Source organism: Frankia umida, from assembly GCF_023242945.1.
GTDB lineage: Bacteria > Actinomycetota > Actinomycetes > Frankiales > Frankiaceae > Frankia > Frankia umida.
The window spans coordinates 1-23776 of sequence record NZ_JALKFT010000028.1; the positions used below are offsets into that span (position 1 = coordinate 1).

Below are 23776 nucleotides of genomic sequence, written 5' to 3' on the forward strand. Positions count from 1 at the left end.
CGTCCAACTCGCCGAGGGTCGTCCCTGGATGCCCGCAACCACCTAACCGAAGATCAAAGCGATACCTGACCAGTTACCGCCCTGCTAGGATAGAATAGTTTCAAGAAATGTAAAGAAATCGGCCGGGTGGCTCGGAGGATCTCACTCTCGGGCCGCTCAGGTGTCAACCCTACTATGTCCCTCTGGGTCATTTTACCGTACGATTCGTGGGAATTTCACAGATAGGCAGCTTCAAAGAAATATGATCAAGAGAAATACGGCCAGGGCGCCGACGAGAATACCGACGGTAAGGGGGAGCGCAACGCCAGTGGCGGCGATGCGAATGAGTTCTGATTTCACTGCTTGGCCGCGTCGGCGACCGGAAATCCTGGCCTGCTGCTCGCGGAAGGCAACGGACCAGAAGCGGCGGGCCAGCAGCCAGGCGATCAGACCCGAAATGATCGGAGGAAGCCATCCTGGCATCTTTGCCTGCAGGAGAGTTTGTGTGTTCGTTTCTAGCGACTTTCGCTGACCGAAGTCCAACGGTGCACAGTCGCCGTTACAGATACTGTCGAGCCTTCTACGCATCTGCTCTTCCACGTTTACTGCTGGGGACCTCGGGTCTGCCCCCGCGCCGGGAGATTTTTTCTCCGCATCGAGGATGGCTCGGTGCAGCTCCTTCTCCTGGCGTCCATCGTCATCCGGCAGGAGCATAGGGAGCAGGTGATGGGCGGCATCGAGACGGCCCCAGGCGAAGTCCGACTGGCGCCACCCGCGATCGACGAACGCGCCGAAGTGGCGGAAGTGGGTTCCGTAGAGCTTCTGGGCGCCGAGGTCTGCCAGGCGGTCTTCATGAAACAAGGGCCCCATCGAATCCGGGCCGAGTCTCAGGAACCTGAACTTGGGTGTCAGACGCTCGATAACACGGGCAGGGGGTGCGAACGCCTGGGTAAGTACCTCTGCGGTCAGGCACGCGGAGACGGCCTGGTCCCCATTGATCCAGTAGGTGGCGGAGTCGCAATTACCCAGAGCTTGGACAAAGCACTTGGCCGCGCCATCGACGAGTTCGCCGGCGGTCTCCCGGACGTTCAGTTCCTCGAAAACCTCGGTAAGGAGGCGTGCGGCGCGCTGTTCGCACTTGCCCTCCCCGGAGTTCGCCCGGCGCTTCAACTCGGTCTTGACAGCGTCAGTCAGGGCGAGCAATCGGCGAAGACAGTCACTGATTACTGAGGCGCTCTCTTCCACCAATTTCCGCTGGTCGGATCGAAGGAAGGGGGCGGGCGCATGGTGAGGTCTCAGGACATCGCCGAGGTGATGGCCAAAGGTCTGCAACACCCGTTCTGCTGTGACGAGACCCCAGCTCCAGCCTTTCAGATCCGGGTGTGAGAGCAGTTTGCGGTCGTTAGATGGGAACCACGGGAGATCACGTCCCAGAATCTCATCAATCTCCTGTTCGTTCAAATCATCTGGTGCGGCAAAGATGGTCTGCGTCGAAGGATTTATACACTGATTGATGACGTCTAGCATCACCGCCCTGACGCGGCTGCGGCGGTAGTCATCCAAGAGTAGGGCAGCGGACTCGTCGTATATACGGTTCGCGGGCTCCCGGCCGTTGTTCCGCTCCTTGTAAGAGTCTTCGATCAGTCGCTGGAAGAGTTCCTCGCGGGTTCCCAAGACTGCGTTCTTCAGCCTACCATGTAGATCTTCGGCGCCGGAGCGGAAGTCGGCCTCCTGCGGCCGTAGAACAGCCTCGATGAAAGTTTCAAGGGTCGGGCTTTGACTGCACTCCCAGTATCTGACCCTCTGGTCCGCAGACCGGCCCACGGACGGTACTACATAGACGAGTACTCGATCCACGGGTCGTCGCTGGACACGACGCTTGGTTATCTCGTCTAGCACCGGTCCGAACGGTGCGTTATTGAGCACGCCTCCGTCCATCACACAGCTGGCCGGATCACCGTATACGGGATCGGGATAGATACGATGCTCCATTAGCTCGCGCTCGTTAACCGGAGAGAAAGCGCCGGGAAAACTAGCGGTGGCTCGCCCTGCCAAGGAGAGAGCAGCTTCGTTATCCGGCGAAAAGTGTCTGAGCGCCATATCGTCGAACTTCCAAATATCGCTCTCCTTCACATACCGACAGCCGGGGGTCTGATTCTTGAAGCGGTACAGGCGCCGATGGTCATCGATCTCAAAATGTTTTCCATACCCGTCGGTCGCAACCCGACGGCGACCACCCAGTGCAGTCGCCGTGAGGAACAGGGTAATGGTCTCATCGGAAGAATCCACACCCGCCGGGTCCGCGCCTCTCTGGTTCGAGGGATTCTTCTTGATCCCCGCGAGCGCCTTATCGATCCTTTGTTTAAAGGACGCCCCACCGAGCAATCCCCGCTCACCCATCCCCGGTAGAAGACTATCCAGAGATGCACTGTCCTCCCACATTCCTCGTATATCGGCCATCCGGGCACCGCGGCCAATGGTTGTTGCCAACAATAGGCCATTTAGGCCCCCAGCTGAGGTGCCAGAAATGACGTCGACCCTGAACCTCTTGCGGGCGTCTCCGGCCAGTTTTCGCCAGATGTTGAATACGTCTCGGTCCCGTTCGTCCACATCTTCTGGTGAGTCGCAACACGAAGCGCGACGCAGTAGATCGATCTCATGCGTGACCCCACCCATCCAGACGGCGAGACTGACACCACCGTTCATGACCAGAGCGAGTCGTACCTCGGTCTGGGTGACCTCTGTGGATGCGAGTGTTCCCTTCCCGCAATCAGACGTGGTTCCGTGGGATTTCGGTGCGGCTTCCTCCGACGCCCGTGCCACCTCCGCCTGGCGTCGTCTTCCGCTATCCTCTGACCACTGCGCGTCGATCATCATGCTTCCCTCGCCTAAATTCACCCGATCTAGGGAGCCGGCCTATCCGCTTTGTTGTCGATCGATGTGACCTCGGGGTGTCACTCCGGAACTTATTCGATGGTTCTGAGATCGATAAACCCCGGCAGAGAATGGAGGTGCCATCATGGGTGAGACGCTCGGTCCCGCGTCGATCCCGATGCAGCAGCTGGACACCGAGCTCCTGGGCGCGATGTCGATGTTCCTCCGCCGGCAGGAACGGCGGGCTGGTCAACCGTGCCCGCAGCGTGTCGCGATCGGCACGGGTCGCCGGCCAGTTGCAGCCCCGCGGCCGGGCCGTCGCCCGCGCCGCGGCCACCGTCGGCGGCGAGGTTGGCGTTGACAGTGAGGTTCAGCTCGTCCGGCTACTCCCGGCGCTGGCTGCCCGGGCGAGTGCGGCGGTTAGCCCAGATCTTTCGTGCCTCGGCCAGGTGTGATCGTGGGCTGCCCTCTCACCCTTGTTGATGTTGAGTTTTGCCGGTCGGTCTGGGTGTGGCCGTGGCTGGGTGCCCCGTTGTCGCGCGGGGGTGGGCGTCCGGTCCACGTCCGGAGCGGTGTTTTTCCTGGTCGGCGGGTGGGAGGTCGCTGGCCCCGGGTTATCCGGGGGCGGGCAGTGCGCGCAGCGTCGTGATCGCCTCGACGGCCAGCGGGGTCCAGGGGTGGTGGGCGGCGAGGTGCAGCACGGTCTGGCGGGCGTGGCGGGCGAGCCGGCCGGCGAGCGAGAACAGCCGCTGGCGTAGCCGTTTCGGTTCCCACCGCCGCGCCGGGTGATCTGGGAGGGCGATCAGCTGGGTCCAGGCGGTCAGGTCGAGGGCGAGCGTGACGAGGGCGCACCAGATCTGGTTCTGCGCGAAGTCGTGCAGGGGCAGGTTGGTCAGGCCGGTGTCCTTCGCGCCGCGGATCCGGTCCTCGCACCGGGCCCTTCTGCGGTGGCGTAGTTCGAGGTCGGCGAGCTGGCCGCGGACGGTGTTGGTCGCGAACGCCGTGATCCTGTTCCCGTCGACGTCCGTGATCCGCAGCTGGGCGCCGGGGTGAGGGCGTTCCTTGCGGGCGATGACCCGTATTCCCGGTGGCCAGCCGGTGAGGTCCATCAGGCCGGTCAGTTCGGCGACGAACGCGCCGGGGCGGGGCCGGCGGTCGGCGTCGTAGGCCGGCGTCCACGCTTCCTTCGGGAGGCGGGCGATCAGATGGGCGGCGTTGTCGGGCAAGGTGAACCCAACCGAGTAGCCGAGTCGGCGGCGGTGCAGCCAGTCGACGAAGGCATGGGTGCCACCGGCCGAGTCAGCGCGGATGAGCACCGACCTGGACCGGCGCAGCCGCCTGGGTAGCTGGCCGAGCGCTCTGGTGGCGACCGTGATGTGGTCGGCGGCCGTGTTCGACCCGGCGTTCCCCGCCCGCAGCAGCACCGCCGCCGGTTCCCCGGCACCGGCCGGGCCGTGGTCGATGAACGCCCACAACGGGTGGAAGCCATATCCCCGCTTGAACGTCGGCCGGGCCTGTTCCTTCTCCGCATGGGCCGTGACCAGCGTCGCGTCGAGGTCCACGACCAGCGGGTCGTCCGCCGACACCGCCTGGCCTGGCGCGCGGCGGCCCGCGAGCGACCACACCCGGCCGCGCGCGGCCGCTCTGGCCCGGTCGACCGCGGCGAGCACCCGGTCCACGTCGCCGGCGAGCCGGTCGATGGTCCGTGACACCGTCGGGTCCGACGCCACCAGGCCGAACAGCTCCGGCTCGGCGCGCAGCAACGCGATGTCCGCGAGGCAGTCCCCGCCCAGCGCCAGCGACACCGCCAGATCGGTCAGCACCTTCGCCGGATCATGGGTCGCCAGCGGCGACCGCCACCCCGCAAGCCCGGCCGACAACTCCCGTCCCAGCCCGGACACCCGGACGGTCTCGGTCAGCAGCGCCCCGCCCGCCGGCGACACCACACCCCTGCCCGCAGTATCGACACGGACAGACGGGTAGACATCGGTACGCTGCACCATGAAGGTGCTCCTTGGTTTGGATGGATCAGGCCCTCGACAAGCCCAATCCTCCCTGCTCAGGAGCACTTTCCTATTTCCGGACACCCAACAGATGATCATCCCCATGAAAGCCCTGGGTTAGGGCCTCACGAGACGCGGCGGCCCCGGCTGGCAGCAGTGCCAGGACGAGATCGGTACGAGCGGCGAGCTCGGCGTCCACGTCGCCAGTCGGCGACTGCGGTCCCGATGCGCCGCCGCAGCCCGGCGGGCTCGGCTGCGACGTCCACGACGGCGAGCTGGACCTTGCTCCATACCTCGTCGCGGGCCTGCCGGGCGAGCGACGTGGATTCCGGATCGCCGATCTCCTCGAACAGGGTGACCGCTTGCCCGGCGGATTCGGCGGCCTGTTGCGGGCGGTAGCGCTCGCTCTCCGCGGCGGCCAGCCGTAGCCAGGTCCAGGCGATGGTCTGCTTCGTCTCTTTATCGGCCGGTCGTGTGGGCCCGGTCGCCTCCCGCAGCACCTCCGCCGCGCGCGCGACGTCTTTCGCGTCGATCAGGGCGCCGACCCAGCGGCGGACCACTTCCGCGCGGTTCTGCCGCCAGAGCGTGTCGAGCCGCGCGTGATCGGTCCGGGCGATGGCATCGTCGAAGTAATCGATCGCCTCGGAGTATCGGTCCTCCTCGGCGAGGAACTGGCCGAGGTTGCCGAGCGCGGCCGACACCTGGTAGCTGTTGCCGCTGCGCTCGGCGGCCCAGTGACCCTCTTCGAGCAGGGCGCGGGCCTCGGTGCGCGCGCCGGTCTCTGCGTGCAGAAGAGCGAGGTTCTGCGACCATCGGCTGAGATTGGTGTCGTCACCGGCGCGGCTGCAGAACGCAATGGCCTCCTGGTACGTCCGCACCGCGGCCGCACGGTTGCCAAGACCGCGCAGGGCTACAGCAAGGTCGCCTAGCAGGCCACAACAGCGTTCCGGCTGACCGGCTTCCTGGTAACGGCGACGAGCTTCGCCGAGCCATTCGACGGCGGCGATCAGAGTGCCGTCGTGCAGCCGTTGCGAGCCTTGCTCCGCGATTGAGTCAGGATCGTCCGGGAAGCTGGGCGGCGAACCCATCAGACTGTCGAGTCGGTCGCGCGCGTCCTCGCCGAGACGATCGCCGGCCCTACCCAGCAAAGCCCGGGCCGCCGCGACGTCACCCTGCGCGGCGAGCATCCGGACGGCGGCGGCAACCAGGTTGTCGTTGAGATCTTCGGTGCGCTCGGCCGGCGCCGTTGCCAGCACGCCATCCACATCGGCGACCGCGATGGCGGTGGCGGTGGCCGCGAGATCCCCGTCGCCGCCCGCAGCGGCCAGCTGCGCGACCAGCACCGCAGCGACCGCGCGCTTGCCCAAGTAGACAGGGTCGGTGCCGACCAACGACGTGTAGCCGGCCAGGGCCGCGCGGGCCTCATCGAGGGCGGCCTCGGCGAGGTCAGCGTCGTTCGCCGCATGTTGCGCCCACACGCCGCGGAAATAAGCGGCGGCGCCGGTCGCGCCGAGAGCATCGGCAGTCTCGGCGCCCTCGCGCACCTGGTCCAGTCCGACCTCGGTTTCGCCGCTGGCCACCGCGTCATGTAGGAGGAACAGGTCGAGGGCCGTGGCCGCCTCGGTATCCTGGATAGCCTCAACGGCGGTGGCCGCGGTGTTGGCATCGACGGCGCCAGGCCCGCCGAACTGCTCGATCAGCCGGACGAGCGCGTCCCGCTGGACCGAGGTGATCCGGTGGTCTCGGCCAGCCTGGTCGATGGCGCCGAGGGCGTCGGACAGCGCTTGGTGCGTGCTGGCACCGACCGCCCTCAGCAACCATGGTGTCCAATCCGGGGTGAGCAGTGCCCGCGGGTCGGCGTTGCGAATCATGAGGTTCCGGAGCATGCGGTTCTGCGCCCCGCGGTCACCGGCATCGGCGTCCCGGAAGGTCTGCACGTCCACACCGGCGATCGACTGCAGGTCGAGAAAAAACGAGCGGCGGACGCGTTCGGCGGTCTCCTCGATCTCAGCACGGACGGCCGTCAGGTCGTCGTCGGCCGTGAGCCAGCGCAGCCGCCGGGCGGCCCCGAACAGTAGGGGGCGACCCTCCTGGTAGACGTAGGTCATCAGATGCCGGTCGATCTCGGCGACGGCCGCGAGAAGGAGGTACGTGTCGCAGAGGAGCGGTTCGGTCGCGATCAGCGTCCCAGCCGCGTTCTGAACGACCTCCTGGGAACGGTCGTCGGCGGTGCGCAGTATGCCGAACGCGCCGATGACCGCGCTCGCGATCGCTGCCTCTGCGTAATCGTCAAGGTGGCGTGGCTCCCTCGCCTGCTCCGGGCCAAAGTGGGCAGCGACGCCGGTGTGCAGCGCGACTAGATCGGCGTCGATCAGGCCGCGCTGGGTACGCGTCAGCCTGTCATCGCGGGCGAGCAGCGCCCGCGCCTCGGCCAACCCGGCCGCCGAACCCGTGGCCAGATAACGGAACACGTGCGACGGCCAGACGCTCGCGGCCTGCCGGTGCGGCGCCCGGATCGACACTCCGGGCCTGCCGAACAGCACGAAGCAAGACCAGGCGGCGGGATGGTGACCCTTCGCCGCCAACGCGCGGCGGGTCTCCAGGACCGCCTGCTCAAGGGGCATCTCGTTGGCGAAGTAGTAGAAGAGCGACCAGAACGCTCTGGTGATGTGGTTCGGCAGCAGGTACTTGGCGGCGAGTACCGCCGGGGCGCCCGCCCGGAGCAGGGCGGTGGCGAAGCCCTGCTGCTCACCAGTGCGCAACTGGCGCCCGCGCCCGGCCAGGCAGGCGCTCAGCACTGTGACAGGCGCGGGTGCCCGGTGCAGGCCGGCGATGTCGCGGGCGGTGATCGACTTACCGGGTCCGAGTGGCAGCTCCTCGCCGATCTTGTCGGCGAGCCCGTGCCCGGCGTAGTGGAGGAGATCAGCGCCGTCGTCCAAGATATTTAACAGCTCAGCGGGATCGGACGGCCTCTTCGTCCCTGAGCTGCCACCGAAAGCGTCCTCCGTCACCGAGACTTCCTCGTCTGCGTGTGGTAGCTCGTCCTCGGTGCGAACGATCACGGTAGTGCCGGTCTGGGCCGCGTTCACCTGGTTCTCGCCGAGCAAGGCGTTCATGTCGCGCAGCGACGGAGCCTGCACCACGCCGGCCCGAAGTCCCAGATAAGTGGTGCCGTCGTGCAGCAGTTCGACTGGGAGCAGGTCGAGGTCGGTCTGGAAGTCGACGGTGAGCAGCACTGTCTCGGCGGCGGATAGGTCCGCCCGGATCCGCGTCGGTAGCATGAGCCATGCCTGACGGCAGGCCGCCTCGAACTCCTCGCCGGGGTCGCTGACGACGGGATGGCGACGGTCGGCCAGATCCTCGGCCACGGTCTGGGCGACCCGGATAAGCTTCTCCAATGGGGTGAGCTCCGCGCGTTCGACCATGGCGACGTGTACATGCTCGTGCCACGGCCCGGCGCCGCCGGTGTACGTGACGATCAACAGCGCGTCTACCGTTTGTTCGACAATCAGCAGCGCTGTGCGTGGGCGTCGCCGTATCCGGTCCATCAGGACGCTGATTTCCGAGAGTACGGTTGCGTCCGGGTGATCGGCGAGCCTGCGCCAGAGGCCGGCTATCTTGCCCCCCTCCTCCTTCAGCGCGAAGAGCAGCAGCAGGAACATCTGAACCTCGCGCACGTTGCGCGCCTCGAACCGGCCAGCGAGGACCCGGGCCCAGAGCCGGTAGACGCGGTCCAGCCCCTGGCGAGTGTTGATCTCGGCGGCCGCGCTGTCTGCTGCCCGCAGCTCCTCCTCGTAGTCGACGGCGAGGCTGGCTAGCTCCTCCAACCCCGGGTCCTGGGAACTCTGCATGTAGTGCAGGTGCGCGACGGCGTAGCGGATCCGGAGGACCGCCTCGCGTTCACCGAGCCGGGATAGCTCGTCGCGGGCGGCCGCGTAGCCGGCCTCCGCTTCGGCCCAGCGACGCAGCCGGGACAGCTGATTGGCATGGTTGAACCGCAGTTGCGCCACGACGAGTTCGTTGCCCGGAAGCGGCGCCTTCTCGATGCGATCGAGGGCGTTGCGGAAGACGGCGAGGGCTCTCGGGACGTCCCCGCAGCGCTCGTACACGTCACCGAGCGTGAGTGCCATGCTGCCGAGCGACGCTGCCAGGAGCGGCTCCGCCGTCCCCACCCATGTCAGCCAACGTTCGCCCCAGGCCGCGTGCGCGTCGGCCACCGCCTGCGCCTCGCCGGGGTCATGTAGATCGCCGAACAGCGACATCGCCAACCGGGCGCTGTGCTCGAACTCGGGCAGGAGTCGGTCCTCCATCCAGGCCACATACAGTTCGGCGTCGCCCAACTCGGGCGGCGGGTGCGGCTCGGACAGCAGGCCGAGGAGCACCCGCATGGACGGTACGATGTCGTTGGTTAGCGGCGACCCGGCGAAGGCCGCCCACCGTCGCCACGCCGCGTCGGCCGGTCCGATTGCGTCGCGCGGCTCGTCCAGCCAGTTGTGGATGTGGGCGTTCAGGGTGACGAGCTCCAACTCGCAGATCGGGTCTGGATGCTCTGCAAGACACCGTGCACCGAGCCGCACCCAGGCCAGGGCGAGTTCCGGGCGGGTGGCACGTTCAGCCCGCTTCGCCTCCAGCCAGGCGCGCCACGCGTCGCCGGTTGAGTGCGTCTGCTGGTTGTCCAGCTGTGCGAGCAGCTGCCCCGGGTCGATCACATCGACCCCTTCGCAGTACCGGTCGATCAGGATCCGGAGCGCGGACATCAGAACCGTCCCCAGAACGGGAGGTCGAGGCGGCGCGGGACCTCGTGGTACGAGCGGAAGCATGCGTGCCCCGGGAACGTGTACGTGGCAACGCAACTGCTCATGATGGAACGATTCATGCTCAGTCCCGGGATCAGCACTCCGAGGTCTACCCCGGGGATCTTCGGGCTGATCTCGACGTCCGAGATATCGGTGGTCTCGTAGGTGACCTTCTCGGTCAGGCCGTGAGGATCGTCGTCGAGATCCCATTCATGCTCTTGCTTACGCGGTACCGGGCCTGCTTCAGGCGGCTGGAAGCAGAGTCCACACGGCACCAGGGACGCGAGGGAGGTGCCGGCGACCCCCTCGACGTCCACCTGCCTGGCGATCCGCCCGTCACTTTCGGTGTAGGTGCGCAGGCGAACGTCCACAAGCGCCCCGAGCGAGAAGCAGTCCTTCCGATCCCCGAAGTCGTGTTCGGCGCCGAGTGCTACGCTGCGCCCTGAGCCGAAGCCGAGTCCCATGAACTTCAGCGTCACCCCACCGGTGCGCTCGACCTTCCGCTCGAGGGTGAGGCGAGCGGTGCCGCCCGGTGGAACGTGGAAACGGAGCCACTCCACCTGGGCCTGATACACGCCAAGATCCTCCAGAAGCCTACGGCCGCGGAGCCGGTCGACGAGGCGTCGCAGACTGGCCGAGGCAAGTTCGCCGGGCACGGCAATCCCGTACTCGTTCATGCGTTTCTCGATGGCGGCGGCCACGGCCGCATCGTCCGCGCCGCTCATCTCATCCAGGATGGCGGCCGGCCCGACGAGACGGGCCTCGTCGATGATTGGCATGGGCTCGGCGCTCATTGATCGCCCCTTCCATCGCATTACCCGGGTCGTGGCCGGTCCGTGAGGTCAAGCCGGCATCGCTGGCCCGACGGTCGCCGCGCTGTCCGGCGGCACGCCACTGACAGCGACGACGGCGCCGCCCAGTTGTGGAGAAATGGCGTCTCCGTCGGTTGTCGAATGCGCCCTCGAAGCTAAAGGTTGCGGCTTTTGCCTCGTCGTGGGTGTAGGAATTGGACCGGTCTGCCAGCTCACCTTCGAGAGTGACACAATGGACAGCAGATGCAACTCGGCGATGCGCCGGCGCCGCGATCGCGATCGCATGCGCGTCGGTCGCATCGGTCTTGAGCTCCTGGCCGGTGTCGAAAACCCAGTACCCGGGACCCCGTTTTGGTGCCCGACGGAACGCGTGCCAGCAGAGGGCTATATCCACACCAACCGGACGGACCTCGACCCGAGCCCGGCTCGCCTCGTGCCGTAAGCATTCACGTGGGTTTGTGATCTTGCGGTGTGTAGCAACGTCTGGCGCGGGTGCGGACGTTGTTCGGGTGGAGCGGTGTCGCGGCGGCTGGCGGCGGTCGGGCTGTGATGGTCTTGGCGGGTGTCGCCGGAGGAGTCGTCGCGTGAGGAGCTGCTGGCTGTGGTGGCCGCGCAGTCCGCGACCGCGGCGACGCGGGCGGAGCTGGTCGACGGTCTGATCGCGCGGGTCGGCGAGCGCGACGCGCGGATCGCGGAGCTGTCGGCCGAGGTCGAGCGGCTGCGGCGGCTGTTGTCGCGGAACTCGGGGAACTCCTCGCTCCCGCCGTCCTCCGACGGGGTGCTGCCCGGGCGAGGGACCCCGGGCCGGGCGGAGCGCCGCGCCGGGGCGAAGAAGAAGCGGGGCAAACAGCCCGGGGCGGACGGGACGTCGCTGGCCTGGGCCTCGAGCCCGGACCAGGTGCGCGGGCACCGGCCGGCGGGGCCGTGCGGGTGCGGCGTGGACCTGGCCGGTGCCGAGGTCGTCGGGGTGGCCCGCTCGCACCAGGTCCACGACGTCCCCGCAATCGAGGTGGCGGTGGTCCAGCACGACCTGCTGCGGGTGCGCTGCGGCTGCGGGGCCGTGCACGTCGCCGACCAGCCGGCCGGGGTGCCGGCGGCGCCGGTGTCCTACGGGACCGGGGTGCGGACGCTCGCGACCTATCTGCTGGTCCGTCACCACCTGCCGGTCGAACGGGTCGCGGAGCTGGTCGCCGACCTGACCGGCGCGGCGGTGTCGACGGGCTGGGTGCACGGCCTTCTCGCCGGGGCCGGCAGGGCGGTCGCCCCGGCCGTCGAGGCGATCGCCGCGCGGATCGAGGACGCCGACGTCGTCGGGTTCGACGAGACCACGCTGCGCGTCGGCCCGGCGGGGCAGGGCCGCTACGTGCTGTCGGCGTCGACGAACCTGCACGCCCTGTTCGTGCTCGGGCGGCGTGACCTCGCCAGCTTCCGGGAGTTCCTGCTGCGCCGGGTGACCGGCACGGTCGTCCACGACCGCTACAGCCTGTACTACCACCCCGAGTTCCAGTTCGACCCGGACACCGGCACAGGTGTCAAGGACCACCAGGCCTGTTGTTCCCACCTGCTGCGGGACCTCGAGGACGCCCGCGAGGCCTACCCGGGGGCGCTGTGGCCCGAGCAGGCGGTCGCCGCGCTGCGGGGTCTGGTCCACGAGACGAACACCGCCCGCCGCACCCGCCAGGCCGCGGTCCCCCGGCGGCCCGGGACCGGCTGGTCGGCGAGTTCCGCGCGGCCGTACGGGTCGGCCTGTCCGAGGTCGCGCCCGCCGCGAAGGGCACGAAGCAGCCGCCGGCCCGCTGCCTGCTGGAGTTCCTGCGCGGCCGCGAGACCGACGTGCTCCGGTTCGTCGATGACCTGGACGTGTGGCCCACGAACAACACCTCGGAGCGCGATCTTCGTCCGCTCAAGACCCAACAGAAGATCTCCGGCCGGCTGACCTCCGAGCCCGCCACCCGCCACCGGCTCGCGGTGGCCCCAGCTACCTGACCACCGCCCGCAAACACGGCCTCGACCTGTTCACCGCGCTACGCCAGGCCCTCGCCGGAACCCCCTGGATCCCGCCGCTCGCCGCCCCGACCTGATCCAGACCGCCTCGCTCGAACCTGCCGCCCCGGCGTTACCGGCGCGGCAGACAGCCATGGCCGCCGCCACCTACGGCGCAAGATCCGCACCTCGTGAATGCTTACCACCGGCTCCCGGTAAAGTTGACCCGTTGACAGCTGGTCGAGAAATGTTGACGCTGCGGCGGTTGGCGGTTGGCGGTTGGCGGTTGGCGGTTGGCGGTTGGCGGTTGGCGGTTGATCGTGCGGCGTCGCCGTTCCCTCTCTCCCCTTCAGGTTCCCGGCCGGATATCAATCAGCCAGGCAGGAAACGGATGGGATGTTGGCGCTTCAACCCTTAAATCAGGGCTTATGAATAATGCTCTACTTGTTTACCGTCCGGCTGATGGGATCGGAAGGGAGGGGTGCCCGGCACATCCGGTGATCTGATCCCGCGGGCGTCCCGGGTGAAGTGATCGTGCTTTCGACGCCGCTGGTAGATTCGACCGGTGAGCGAGCAGCGGGCCGGTGGTATCAAGCTGTCACCGGCCGACATCGAGGCCTTGGGGGCCAGGTGGTCATCGTGCTGGACTCCGGGTCAGGTCGCTCAGCACCTGACCGGGGTGACCGTGCCCTGGTGTGTGGCCGCAGGCTGGGCGCTGGATCTGTTCCGCGGCACACAGACCCGTGCGCACGGGGACCTCGAGATCGCGGTTCCCGCCGGGGATTTCCCCGATATCCGCGACCGCTTTCCCGGATACGCCTTCGACGCGGTCGGCAGCGGCTGGATCTGGGAGAACGCCACGCCGGACGTGTTGGCCGTCACCCACCAGACCTGGCTGCGCGATCGCACCACCGGCGACTACCTGCTGGACGTGTTCCGCGAACCCCACGACGGCGACACCTGGATCTGCCGGCACGACCCGACGATCCGCTTCGCCTACGACGAGATCATCCAGCACACCCCGGATGGCATTCCGTACCTGGCACCCGAACTGGTCCTGCTGTTCAAGGCCAGGCACGCCCGCCCCAAGGACCAGGCGGACTTCGAGGAAACCATCCCGTACCTGACGTCGGCCCAGCGCCGTACCCTGACCCGGCTTCTCGCCGAGGTGCACCCAGGACACCGCTGGCTGGCGAACCTGTAACTCCCGTTCCCCCACCTCCGCTCCGTGTCGAGAGTGGGGAACGGAAGGTCGAGGTTCGGGTGGGTGCCTGCTTAGGTCGACCTGAGTCTGTTGTGAGTCAATAGCGGTACCGGTGGTTCGGCGTCCCTATTGTCTGTCCTGTGCTGATCTGCGGGCCGGGGGCCGGCGGGTGGGGCCTGCCAGCGCCGCTGGTGGTGCCCGCCACGGCGGGGGTCCGTGTGGTCGGCGCGACGGGACCGGCCCGCGCGACCTGGCCTGGCGCGATCTGGGGCTCAGGAGAACTGGGGACCAGACGATGAAGGAAACCACCACACCCCCTGCGGGTGACGTCCATTACCACCATCTGGACGCGCTGCGCGGCATGTTCATGCTCGTCGGGGTCTTCGTGCACGTCTCGACGCTGGGGCATGACCGCGTGTTCCGCGGCATCGCCTATGCCTCCGGGCTGTTCCGGATGCAGGGCTTCTATCTCATCTCCGGTTTTCTGTCGGCGATGCTGATCGGCAAGTACGGGGCGGCGCGTACCGTGCGGCGGCGGGTGGCCGCGGTGGGGGCGCCGCTGCTCTCCACACTGGTGCTGTTCAACCCGGCGACGCTGTGGCTGACCTACAACTTCCACAACGATCCGAACGTCTCGTTCCCGGGTTTTCTCCGTGGGCAGACCATCCCGCATCCGCAGGGCGAACTGCACTGGACGCTGCACCTGTGGTTCCTCATCGTGCTGCTCGTCTACGTGCTGTGCACGCCGGCGGTCGTGGTGATCCTCTCCCGGGCCGTGCCGACGGCGGCGTTCCGGCAGGCGACGGCGGGGCGGCTGCGCACGATGACGACGATCGTCATGGCGATGCTGGTGTTCACCATCGTGCTGCGTGGGGGACGCCGGGCCGTCATCGAGCCGGTGCTGGGCACCGGGACCGTCGGCGAACTCGCCCGGTTCACCCTCGAGTTCCTGCCCTACTACTGCCTCGGGGTGCTTCTCTACCTGGACCGGACGCGGCTGCTGGCCCATTTCCAGCGGCCCGCGCCGGTGCTGCTCGCGGTGTCCGGCCTGGCGCTGCTCGCCGGTGACCGGGGATGGGTGGCGCAGTTGGGGACGGGCACCGGGCTGGTGCTGACCGACACGGTGTTCTCGATCGCGCTGGTCGCCACGATGTTCGCCGTCGGCGCCTGGCTCGTCCCGGGGCCGCATCCGGCCGCCCGCTATCTGGCCGACGCCTCCTACACCGTCTACCTGTTCCACTTCTTCTTCATCTACGTCCTGGCGACGTTGTTCGGGTTCGACACGTCGCTGCACTGGCCGACGATGCTGCTGCTCGCCCTGCTGACCATCGCGGTGACGCTCGCCATCCACCAGTTCCTCATTCTGCGGTCGGCGTTCCTGCGCAAGATGTTCAACGGCAAGTTCCCGGCGCGGGCCGGTGGCTCCGGGCGTGCTGCCGCTCCCGCCGCGGGCCCGGAGCATCAGGTGGCGCGGCCGGCGGCGGGGGTGGGTCACCACGCCGAGTTCGGGGACATCGAGTTCGGAGATCCGGAGAGCACCCTTCCCCTGGCCAACGGGCGTGGCGCGCTCGCGGATGCCGAACGGACCCAGCGGCTGACCTGGGTCTACCAGCCGCGGATCGCCCCCGGACAGTCCGGGAACCGGGGCTACCTGTGAGAGGTGAGGGCGCGCGGATTCCCGGGCGGGTGGTCGTGATGGTCATGCTCGCCGCGGCCATGGGGCTCGCGGCGGCGGGCTGCGGCCCGTCCGATCAGGACGGTGCCGCCACCGAAGGTCCCCCCACCAGCGCGACGCCTGCCGGTGCGGTGACCACCGGTGCGGCGCGGCCCACGGTGGCCGTGGGGTCCGCCGGGCCTGCCGAGCCTGCCGCACCCGTCGGGGTGCGGGCGGGCATCGACGGATCGGGCGGGAGTGTCTCGGTACACGCCGGCTCCGCCACGGCGGCCCACTCGGCCAGGCCGTCCGCGCCGCGCCCGGACGGTGGCGGCGACGGCACGGCCAGCCGCGGTACGGGTGCGGCGCCGGGTGGAGGGCAGGCGGCGGCCGGCGCGCCGCCAGCTCCGGCCGCCTCACCGCTGTACATCACCGGACCTCGCCATGACGCGAACAGCCCCGGGGAGAACCTGCCGCAGCGCCGGGCCCAGGCCCAGGCCAACAGCCCCACCGAGCCGCTGGTGGCGAGTGGCTCGCCGCCACCCCCGTTCGTCGCCCCGCGGTGCGGTCCGCCGCAGCGATGCATCGGCGATCCGCCCCCTACCCGGGCGTCGCCGCCCGCGCGGACGCCGCCGCAGCAGCAGCCGCCGCAGCAGCAGCCGCCGCCCACCCCGAGCCCGTCGCCCCAGAAGTGACATGTCCGCCGCGCCGGAACGCGACCGACCGGCTCCCGCGTCGGGGTTTCTCCGCGATTCCGATAGCCGTTTCGGGTCGGTGCGGCGATTCGTGTTCTGGCCGCCGAGTTCGAATGAGGTAAGGTAAGGGTAACCGAACTCGCCGGAGAGAATCCGTCGGATCAGGCGGGCGGCCGGGTTCTCCGGGTCTCGCGGCGGGCGGCCGGGCCCGGCGTGGGGGGTGAACGCCGGGGCCGGCCTGGGTGCGGGTCGCCGTGAACGTGTCCCGCCCATCCCACGGGCCGTGGGAGAACACGGCCCGCGTAAAGGCAACACCAGGAACGCCGCCACGTCGCGGTGCTGCCGACATGGCGGTCCACCAGCCGGCAGACGGGTCTGGCCGGATGGCTGTCACACCCCGGGGGTCACTTTTCGAAAGCGGCGACGAACGGGGTGTCCGCGGCGATCTTTCCGTTGGCCTTGACGAAACGGGTGGCGCCACCGGGCTCGCCGATGGGCTCGTCGCGCCCGGGCAGGACATCGCTGAAGAACGAGGCCTCGCTGTCGAGGAACTCCTGGTCCTTGGCCTTGATCCGGTCGTCGCTGAGAACCGCGCCGATCGGGCAGGAGACGGCGCAGGCGCCACAGTCGGTGCACTCGTCCGGGTGGATGTACATCTTGCGGTCACCCTCGTAGATGCAGTCCGCGGGGCAGCCCTCGAGGCAGGAGCCGTCCTTGACATCGATGCACCCGGACATGATGACGAATGCCATGGTGAATCCTCATTTCCGATCGACACGTACGGGCGATGGCCGCGTGGCCGGTCATCCCGTGGCTGGCCTACGACTTCGTTCCGGCGGACGCCGGTCGGAGTGGGAATGCCGAACGGCGAACCCGAGAGGAATCGTAACGGTCGAGTCGGTTTCGAAACGTCGTCGCGTGTGAATGTCAGGTTAACAAGACGGCGACGGGAGAATAGTTTTCGGCGGGTACTGGGAAATCGCCAGGGAGAAGGAAAAGGAAAACGGCGAGGATATCTGTCGGGACAGGTTTATCCTCGCCGTTTTCCTGGCTACGCCTGGTCGAGGGTGGCGACGTCGATGACGAAGCGGAAGCGCACGTCGCTGCGTACGACCCGGTCGTAGGCCGCGCCGACCTCGTCCGCGCCGATCACCTCGACCTCCGCGCCGAGCTGGTGTTCGCCGCAGAAGTCGAGCATCTCCTGGGTCTCGCGGATACCGCCGATGTTCGAACCGGTGAGAGTACGCCGTCCGACGATGAGGGAGAGGAGGTTCAACGAGCTCGGTTCGCTGGGCACGCCGACGTTGACCAGCGCACCGTCCAGGCGCAGCAGACCCAGGTAGGCGTCCAGGGGCAGGGGCGCCGAGACGGTGTTGAGGATCAGGTCGAACGAGCCGCGCAACGTCGTGAACGTGCTCTCGTCACTGGTGGCGTGGAAATGGTCGGCGCCGAGGCGAAGACCGTCCTTCTCCTTCGCGAGGCTCTGGCTGAGCACGGTGACCTCGGCGCCGAGGGCGTGGGCGATCCGGACGCCCATGTGCCCGAGCCCGCCCAGCCCGACGATGGCGACCCGCCGGCCCGGGCCGGCCTGCCAGCGCCGTAGCGGCGAGTAGACGGTGATCCCCGCGCACAGCAACGGCGCCGCGGCCGCGAAGTCGATCCCCTCGGGGATGCGCACGACGTAGTTCTCGTCGACGACGATCTGCTGCGAGTACCCGCCGTAGGTGGTCTCGCCGTCCTGGTCACGTCCGTTGTAGGTGAGCACCATGCCCCGCTGGCAGTACTGCTGTTCGCCGGCGAGGCACGGCTCGCACGCGCGGCAGGAGTCGACGAAGCAGCCGACTCCCACCCGGTCCCCGACGCGGTACCTGCTCACCCCGGACCCGACCGCGGTGACCACACCGGCGATCTCGTGCCCGGGCACCATCGGGAACCTGCTGGACCCCCACTCCTGGCGCACCTGGTGGATGTCGCTGTGACAGATCCCGGCGAAGCGGATGTCGATGCGGACGTCGTGCTCGCGCGGCGCGCGACGGGCGATGGTGGCCCGTTCGAACCCCGCGCCCGGGGTGCGCACGAGCAGGGCCGCGCTGGTGGTCGCCGCACTGGTTGTCATGAGATCTCCCTCGTGTCCGAGTCCCCATTGTCCGAGGCCGGTCCGATCGAGCGCGGGCGCCCACAGTCGCGCCACCCCCCACCGTCCACCGGCCGGCGGGAACCGACCGGCGGGAACCGGCTGTCAGCCGGCAGCGGCCAGCGGTCGGGGATGGCCGCCCATGTGGGGGGTGGGATGAGCCGGGGCAGCATCACCCGGACGGGCCGGTCGACGCCGACCGGCCGCTGTGATTCCGGTCCGTCGGTCGAAGCGGCCGGCCGACGCGGGGTATAGAACCATGTCGGCCGCAGTGGCTCTCCTGCGCGGAAACAGGCCGGGAAATGCCGGAGAAGGCCCGCGGACACCGCTGGTGGGGGCCTGTTCGTGCCTCGGTTGGAATGTGGTTCTTCTCCCGCGTCCGTGACGCATCGAAATGGCGGTATGGCCTGCCCGGGTAGCAGCGCACCGAACCGGTGGCAGGTTCGCGATAGGAACGATCCGACGGGCGGCGGCCGCCCGCTCATGTCGGCCGTACGGAGGACATGTGGATGCGCGCGACGAGGATGTCCAGGCGTCGCAGGACCAGGCCCTCGACGTGCAGGGACCGCCGAGCGGGCTGACCACCCGACCCGCGCCGCTACGACCGCATGACCCGCGGCTGCTGGGGGAGTACCGGATTCTTGGCCGGCTGGGCGAAGGCGGCATGGGCGCGGTGTTCCTTGGCCGCGGACGGGATACCGGGCTCGTGGCCATCAAGGTGATCCGAACGGAGATCACACGCATTCCCCGTTACCGGGAAAGGTTCTGCCGGGAGGCCGCGGCGGCCAGTCAGGTGGCGAACTGCTGCACCGCCGCGGTTCTTGACGTCGCCCGCGACGCGTCCGGCGCGCTGTACCTGGTCAGCGAGTTCGTCGACGGACCGACCCTGGCCCAGGCGGTCGCCGCGCGCGGCCCACTGGGAGCGGTCGAGGTCGAGCGGATCGCCATCGGTGTGGCCGCGGCGCTGAGCGCCATGCACAGTGCGGGACTGGTCCACCGCGACCTGAGCCCCGCCAACGTGCTGCTGTCCCCGCTGGGACCCCGAGTGATCGATTTCGGCCTGGCCCGGGTGTCGGACGACGCGCCGCGGGGCCCGCGGGGCCGGATCGCCGGCACGCCGGCGTTCATGTCCCCCGAACAGGCCAGCGGCCACCGGGTCCGCAGCGCCACCGACATCTTCGCCTGGGGCGCGCTGGTCGTGTTCGCCGCCACCGGTGAACCGCCCTTCGGCAACGGGACGGCCGCCCAGCAGATGCGCCGCCTCCAGTGCGACGACCCCGACTTCGACCGCGTCGACACCGCGCTGGGCGCCGCGGCGCTGGCCACGATCGTCCGCGTCGCGATGCGCCGGGAGTCCGCCGCCCGTCCCAGCGCCGACGACCTGCTGCGGCACCTGGTCCGATCCGAGGACGCGCTCGCCGCGGTGGGACCGGCCCCCGCCACGCCCATGTCCACCGCCGCGCCTTCGGCCACGCCGCCCTCACCCACGCCCACGGATGCGGCCCCCGCCACCTCCTCGTCCGCGGCCACGGCTTCGGACTCCGCCCCGGACGCGGAGGCGGGGCTGGTGAGCGTGATCGAGATGCCGGTCGTGCGCAGGACGACACCGGTGACGCCCACGACCCTGCCGGACGTTTCCTCCGTCCTGGTCGCCGCCCTGCGCCGTGGTGGTGACGAGGAGGTTCCCGCCCCTCCCATCGCTACATCGGAGGCATCGGAGGCATCGAATGGATCGGGGGCGACGGAGGCGAACCTCGATCCCGCGGGCATGCCCGCACCGCGGGTGCCGACCGTAACCGCGGCGCTCCACCGCGGCCCTCTCGGCACGCCACATCAGCTGGGCCGCCGCCCGGCCGGTCCAGGGGGCGGACCAGCCGGACGCGGCCCGTTCACCTTCGTCGCCCGCCTGGCGGCCCAGGCCCGCAGGGGCGCCGACGGGCGGGCCGTCACCTTCGATCACCGGGTCGTGTTCCTGCCCCGCTCCCGTCTCGTGCGCGCCACCCGGTCGGTCCAGGGGGCCGATGCCGCACAGCCAGGCCCACCCGCGCCCGGGGCGGGATCGACCATGCCGTCCCCGGTGGCGACCGGTCCGCTCCCGTCGCCGGCTCTCGACGGCGTTGTCCCGGCGCCGAGGCCGGCACGGGCCCGCGAGTGGAACGGGCCGCCGACCGCGGTCCTGCTCGAACCACTGATCGATCCGCGACGCGCCGAACGCGCCGAACGCGCCGAACGCGGCAGCGGTCGGGCGGGTCGCACGTGGCGGCTTCCGGTCACCGTCGCGCTGGCGATGCTGGCCGCGGCGGTGATCGCGGTGTTGATCGTGGTGCTGGCGCACCTGCGTCCGCACTCCGGAGCGGACCGGGCGACGGCGACGGCGACGGCGACGGGACCAGGTTCGGTGCCCTCTGGCCAGCACGGGCCAGGTGGGCCCGCCAGCACAGTCGCATCCACCGCACCGACTGCTCCCACCCCCAGCCGCGCGGACGGCCGCACCGCCACCCCCGCTGCGACCACCGGCCTCGACCGCCAGGTGGCCGCCACCCCGACGCACGCCGAGCACGCCACGCCCACCCCCTCGGCCAGTCCCACCCTGGGCACAAGCCCCGCACCGTCCACCGACCAGCGCACCTCGGATGACCGCACCCAGACGGCCACCGGCCCCGGCACCTCCACCGGCTCTGGTACCTCCACCGGCTCCGGTACCTCCACCGGCTCTGGCACCACCGGCGGCACCAGCCCGGCCACCGGCGGCCCCGGCACGGGCGCCGTCATGGTCGCGGATGTGCGGGGCCGTGATGTCGCGAGTGCCGAGTCGACCCTGCGCGCCGCGGGGTTGGGGACCGCGCGCCGCATCGCCCGCACGGACCAGTTCCTCCCGGGCACCGTTCTCGATCAGTCGCCGTCCGCTGGCCTGGTCGCGCCAGGCACCGTCGTCACCCTCCTGGTCGCTGCCGCGCCCGGCTGACCGGTGGTGCGCCACGGCGGGCTGGTCTCTCACGGTGGGCTGATCGCCGAGGGGCCGGGCGCTGACGGCCGCGGGTGTGTGCTGTTCGCCTCCCCGGATCGCGCTGGCCCGCCAAGGCGCACCGCTCATTCTGATCTGTCCTGAGTTCCTCCCGCGTGATCGGTCCGGGAGCGCCGCCCGCGGTGGCGGCCTCGGACTCGCTCCCGCGTCGACGGCAGGTGGGTGGGAGGCCGCCGTGCGCCGCCCAAAGGTGGCGGCGTTTCATCACTTTTGTCGAATCCCTGTCAGGTGGGGAGCGCTGGCCGTGCCGGCGACGCCGTGTCCGTCTCGTCCGATCGGCGGGTGCGGCGAGCGCGCCAGCCTGGCGCGATGGCTGGGGGAGAGGGGCGCGCGGCGTGCGGTGGTGCTCACCGGTGGCAGAAGGTGTGACGCGGGCGGATGGGAGGACGCGGCGGGAGTGTGGGGGCGGTGTGGGTGAGCGGGGGGCCGAGGTGCGTTTCGGCGAGTTCCCAAGACGTCCAAGGGTGATGGGGTGCGAGCGCGTAGGCGGGATGGGGGCCGTGAGAAAGCGACCGGTGCGGTGACGGCGATACGGACGGGTGATGGGGGGTGCCGGTCCGTGTGCTTCATCCGGGCGTGTCACGAGGGCCGGGCAGCAACGGTCGGGAACAGTGCGAAGAAATGCCGGAACCAGCACATTTTGTTAGCATGCCGCTACCCGGGGGGGAGACTGCGGTGGGAGGGGAGCTCGCTTGGACGACCTGGATCGCGCCCTGTTGCGCCTGTTGCAGGAAAACGGCCGAAGAACCAACCGGGATCTCGCTCTGGCGACCCGGGTGGTGCCGTCCACGTCGCTGCAACGTGTGCGTTCGCTGATCGAGCGCGGCATCATCAGTGGATTTCGCGCTGAGCTCGACCTGGCTGCCATCGGGCGGCCGGTGCAGGCCCTTGTCTCGGTTCGGGTTCAACCCTCGTCACGTGCGACGATGGACGAATTCCGGACCTGGGCCAGTGGGCTGCTGGAAACGGTCAGCGTGTTTACCACGGCGGGTGCCGCCGATTTTCTGCTGCACGTCGCCGTGCCTGATGTGGAAGGGCTGTACGGACTCGTTGTCGATCGGATCACCGAACGGCCCGAAGTGAACGACGTGCAGACGAGTCTTGTTTTCGATCATCATCGCACGTCCGCCTTGGAACCGGTGTATCCGGCCGAATAACTGCCGGGTGGTTCGCCCAACCGATCGGTCGATCGTCTGATCGACCGATCGGTTGGCCCACGGATCAGCCGTCCGTTGGGATGGTCGGCCGTCGGTCCGGGGGACAGGCCGGTCGGCCACGGTCTGGTCGGCGGGTTCGCCGGCTGGACGTTCGGCCGGTGCGTTGATCTGCGCATGGACCGGGATCCTCGTGGATGGTGGGGGCGCACTACGCTGCTGGCGTGACCTCGCGGACGCGGATCGGCTTCGACGCCGACGTGCTGCTCGCGGCCGCGACCGCGGCTGCCACCGCTCCGACCGCTCCGACCGGGCGTGGTGACGGTGCTCGTGGTGGCGCTGCTCGGGGCACCGGTGGCGGGGCCGGCGGCGCTCCGCGCCGGGAACTGGCCCGTGCCTACCGTGAGTTGTCGGAGCGCTATCGCGGCGGATCGGACACTCCCGAGGACGCGAGGCTGACCGACGGCCATGTTCGGGCCTATCTCGCCGCCCGACTGCCGGCGACACTCGCGGTCAGCCGGGTGGTGCTGGCCGAACTCGCCGACCGGCGACCGCGCTGGCAGCCGCACAGCCTGCTCGATCTGGGCGCCGGGCCGGGCCCCGCGACCTGGGCGGCACTCGAGGTGTTCGGGGAGATCACCGGCGTCGACCTGGTCGAACGTTCGGCCCGGATGATCGCCGCGGGTCGCGGCCTGGCGCGGCTGGGCGCCCCCGGGCCGCTGCGCACCGGGGCGCGTTGGCACCACACCACGGCGCAGGTGCCGCCGGTCGGCGTCGCCGCGGATCTCACGGTCGCGTCCTATCTGCTGGGTGAGCTGCCCGCCGCCACCCGCGGTCCGGCCGTCGCCGCCTGGTGGCGGGCCACCACGGGTGCACTGGTCATCATCGACACCGGAACACCCGACGGCTATGCCCGCGTCCTCGCCGCCCGCTCGGCGCTGCTCGCCGACGGTGCGACGATCACCGCGCCGTGCCCGTCCGACGGGGCCTGCCCACTGCCGGACGGTGACTGGTGCCACTTCGCCCGCCGGGTCGAGCGCAGCGCCGTGCACCGGGCGCTCAAGGACGCCGAGCGCGGCCACGAGGACGAGAAGTTCGCCTATCTGATCGCCTCCCGCGGCCAGCCGGCGCACGCCCCCGGCCGGCTGCTGCGCGCACCGCGGGCGCACGCCGGGCACATCCGACTCGCCCTGTGCGTCCCGGAGGGACAGCGGGAGGCCGTCGTCGCCCGTAGCCGCCGTGACGCCTACGCCTGGGCCCGCCGCGCCCGCTGGGGCGACCCCGCCCCCGGATCGGTCACCGACCCGGCCGCCCCCACCGACCCGGCCGCCGGGGGACAGGCACCCCGGACCGTCTAGATCATCGCTGGCCCGATCGGACTAGCGCATCCCGCGGCCGTCGAACATCCATGGCACCGACCAGCGTGGACATGGTCGCAACGAGCGGCACCATTGAGGGACACC

At 69.5% G+C, this 23776-nt stretch carries 13 protein-coding genes and 1 pseudogene; 8 read left to right on the forward strand and 6 right to left on the reverse strand.

The window, feature by feature from the left end; genetic code table 11:
- Positions 1-231 precede the first annotated feature (231 nt).
- The 4 genes from MXD59_RS20740 to MXD59_RS20755 all read right to left on the reverse strand — a co-directional run bounded on the left by MXD59_RS20740 (position 232) and on the right by MXD59_RS20755 (position 10446).
- The gene (locus MXD59_RS20740; protein ID WP_248826298.1) at positions 232-2853 is read right to left on the reverse strand and encodes a DUF3376 domain-containing protein; all 2622 of its coding nucleotides are present in this window, start codon (positions 2851-2853) and stop codon (positions 232-234) included.
- Positions 2854-3467: 614 nt separating this feature from the next.
- A complete protein-coding gene (locus MXD59_RS20745; RefSeq protein WP_248826299.1) occupies positions 3468-4856 on the reverse strand; it encodes an IS1380 family transposase in 1389 nt (462 codons plus the stop codon).
- A 125-nt stretch (positions 4857-4981) separates the two neighbouring features.
- Positions 4982-9613 carry a CHAT domain-containing protein gene (locus tag MXD59_RS20750; protein ID WP_248826300.1) on the reverse strand — a complete coding sequence of 1544 codons (4632 nt, stop codon included), beginning with the start codon at positions 9611-9613 and terminating at the stop codon, positions 4982-4984.
- Positions 9613-10446 carry a hypothetical protein gene (locus MXD59_RS20755; RefSeq protein WP_248826301.1) on the reverse strand — a complete coding sequence of 278 codons (834 nt, stop codon included), beginning with the start codon at positions 10444-10446 and terminating at the stop codon, positions 9613-9615. The genes MXD59_RS20750 and MXD59_RS20755 overlap by 1 nt, the downstream gene beginning before the upstream one ends.
- A gap of 622 nt (positions 10447-11068) precedes the next feature.
- Between MXD59_RS20755 and MXD59_RS26655 the strand changes: the two are divergent.
- The 5 genes and pseudogenes from MXD59_RS26655 to MXD59_RS20780 all read left to right on the forward strand — a co-directional run.
- Positions 11069-12127 (forward strand): annotated as a pseudogene (locus MXD59_RS26655) (IS66 family transposase); the annotation flags it as partial.
- On the forward strand, positions 12073-12450 hold the full coding sequence (locus tag MXD59_RS27470) for an IS66 family transposase (RefSeq protein WP_372512156.1): 378 nt from the start codon (positions 12073-12075) through the stop codon (positions 12448-12450). The pseudogene MXD59_RS26655 and the gene MXD59_RS27470, both read left to right, overlap by 55 nt.
- A 562-nt stretch (positions 12451-13012) precedes the next feature.
- Positions 13013-13651 carry a nucleotidyltransferase domain-containing protein gene (locus MXD59_RS20770; RefSeq protein WP_248826302.1) on the forward strand — a complete coding sequence of 213 codons (639 nt, stop codon included), beginning with the start codon at positions 13013-13015 and terminating at the stop codon, positions 13649-13651.
- Positions 13652-13946: 295 nt separating this feature from the next.
- Positions 13947-15308, forward strand: a complete 1362-nt coding sequence (mdoC, locus tag MXD59_RS20775) for a glucans biosynthesis protein MdoC (RefSeq protein ID WP_248826303.1) — start codon at positions 13947-13949, stop codon at positions 15306-15308.
- Positions 15305-16000, forward strand: a complete 696-nt coding sequence (locus MXD59_RS20780; protein ID WP_248826304.1) for a hypothetical protein — start codon at positions 15305-15307, stop codon at positions 15998-16000. Before mdoC ends, MXD59_RS20780 begins: the two co-directional genes overlap by 4 nt.
- 404 nt (positions 16001-16404) lie before the next feature.
- Here MXD59_RS20780 and MXD59_RS20785 read toward each other — a convergent pair whose 3' ends face one another.
- Positions 16405-16752, reverse strand: coding sequence for a ferredoxin family protein (locus MXD59_RS20785; RefSeq protein WP_163550439.1), 348 nt, complete (start codon positions 16750-16752; stop codon positions 16405-16407).
- Between the two features lie 299 nt (positions 16753-17051).
- Positions 17052-18116: an NAD(P)-dependent alcohol dehydrogenase gene (locus MXD59_RS20790; RefSeq protein ID WP_248826305.1), complete on the reverse strand. Its 1065-nt coding sequence runs from the start codon at positions 18114-18116 to the stop codon at positions 17052-17054.
- 523 nt (positions 18117-18639) lie between these two features.
- On the opposite strand from MXD59_RS20790, the gene MXD59_RS20795 reads away from it, so the two are divergent.
- The 3 genes from MXD59_RS20795 to MXD59_RS20805 all read left to right on the forward strand — a co-directional run bounded on the left by MXD59_RS20795 (position 18640) and on the right by MXD59_RS20805 (position 23671).
- Positions 18640-21099 carry a protein kinase domain-containing protein gene (locus MXD59_RS20795; protein WP_248826306.1) on the forward strand — a complete coding sequence of 820 codons (2460 nt, stop codon included), beginning with the start codon at positions 18640-18642 and terminating at the stop codon, positions 21097-21099.
- Positions 21100-21851: 752 nt separating this feature from the next.
- Entirely contained in the window at positions 21852-22316 is a 465-nt protein-coding gene (locus MXD59_RS20800) for an Lrp/AsnC family transcriptional regulator (protein WP_248826307.1), read from the forward strand.
- Between the two features lie 221 nt (positions 22317-22537).
- The gene (locus MXD59_RS20805; RefSeq protein ID WP_248826308.1) at positions 22538-23671 is read left to right on the forward strand and encodes a small ribosomal subunit Rsm22 family protein; all 1134 of its coding nucleotides are present in this window, start codon (positions 22538-22540) and stop codon (positions 23669-23671) included.
- Positions 23672-23776 lie beyond the last annotated feature (105 nt).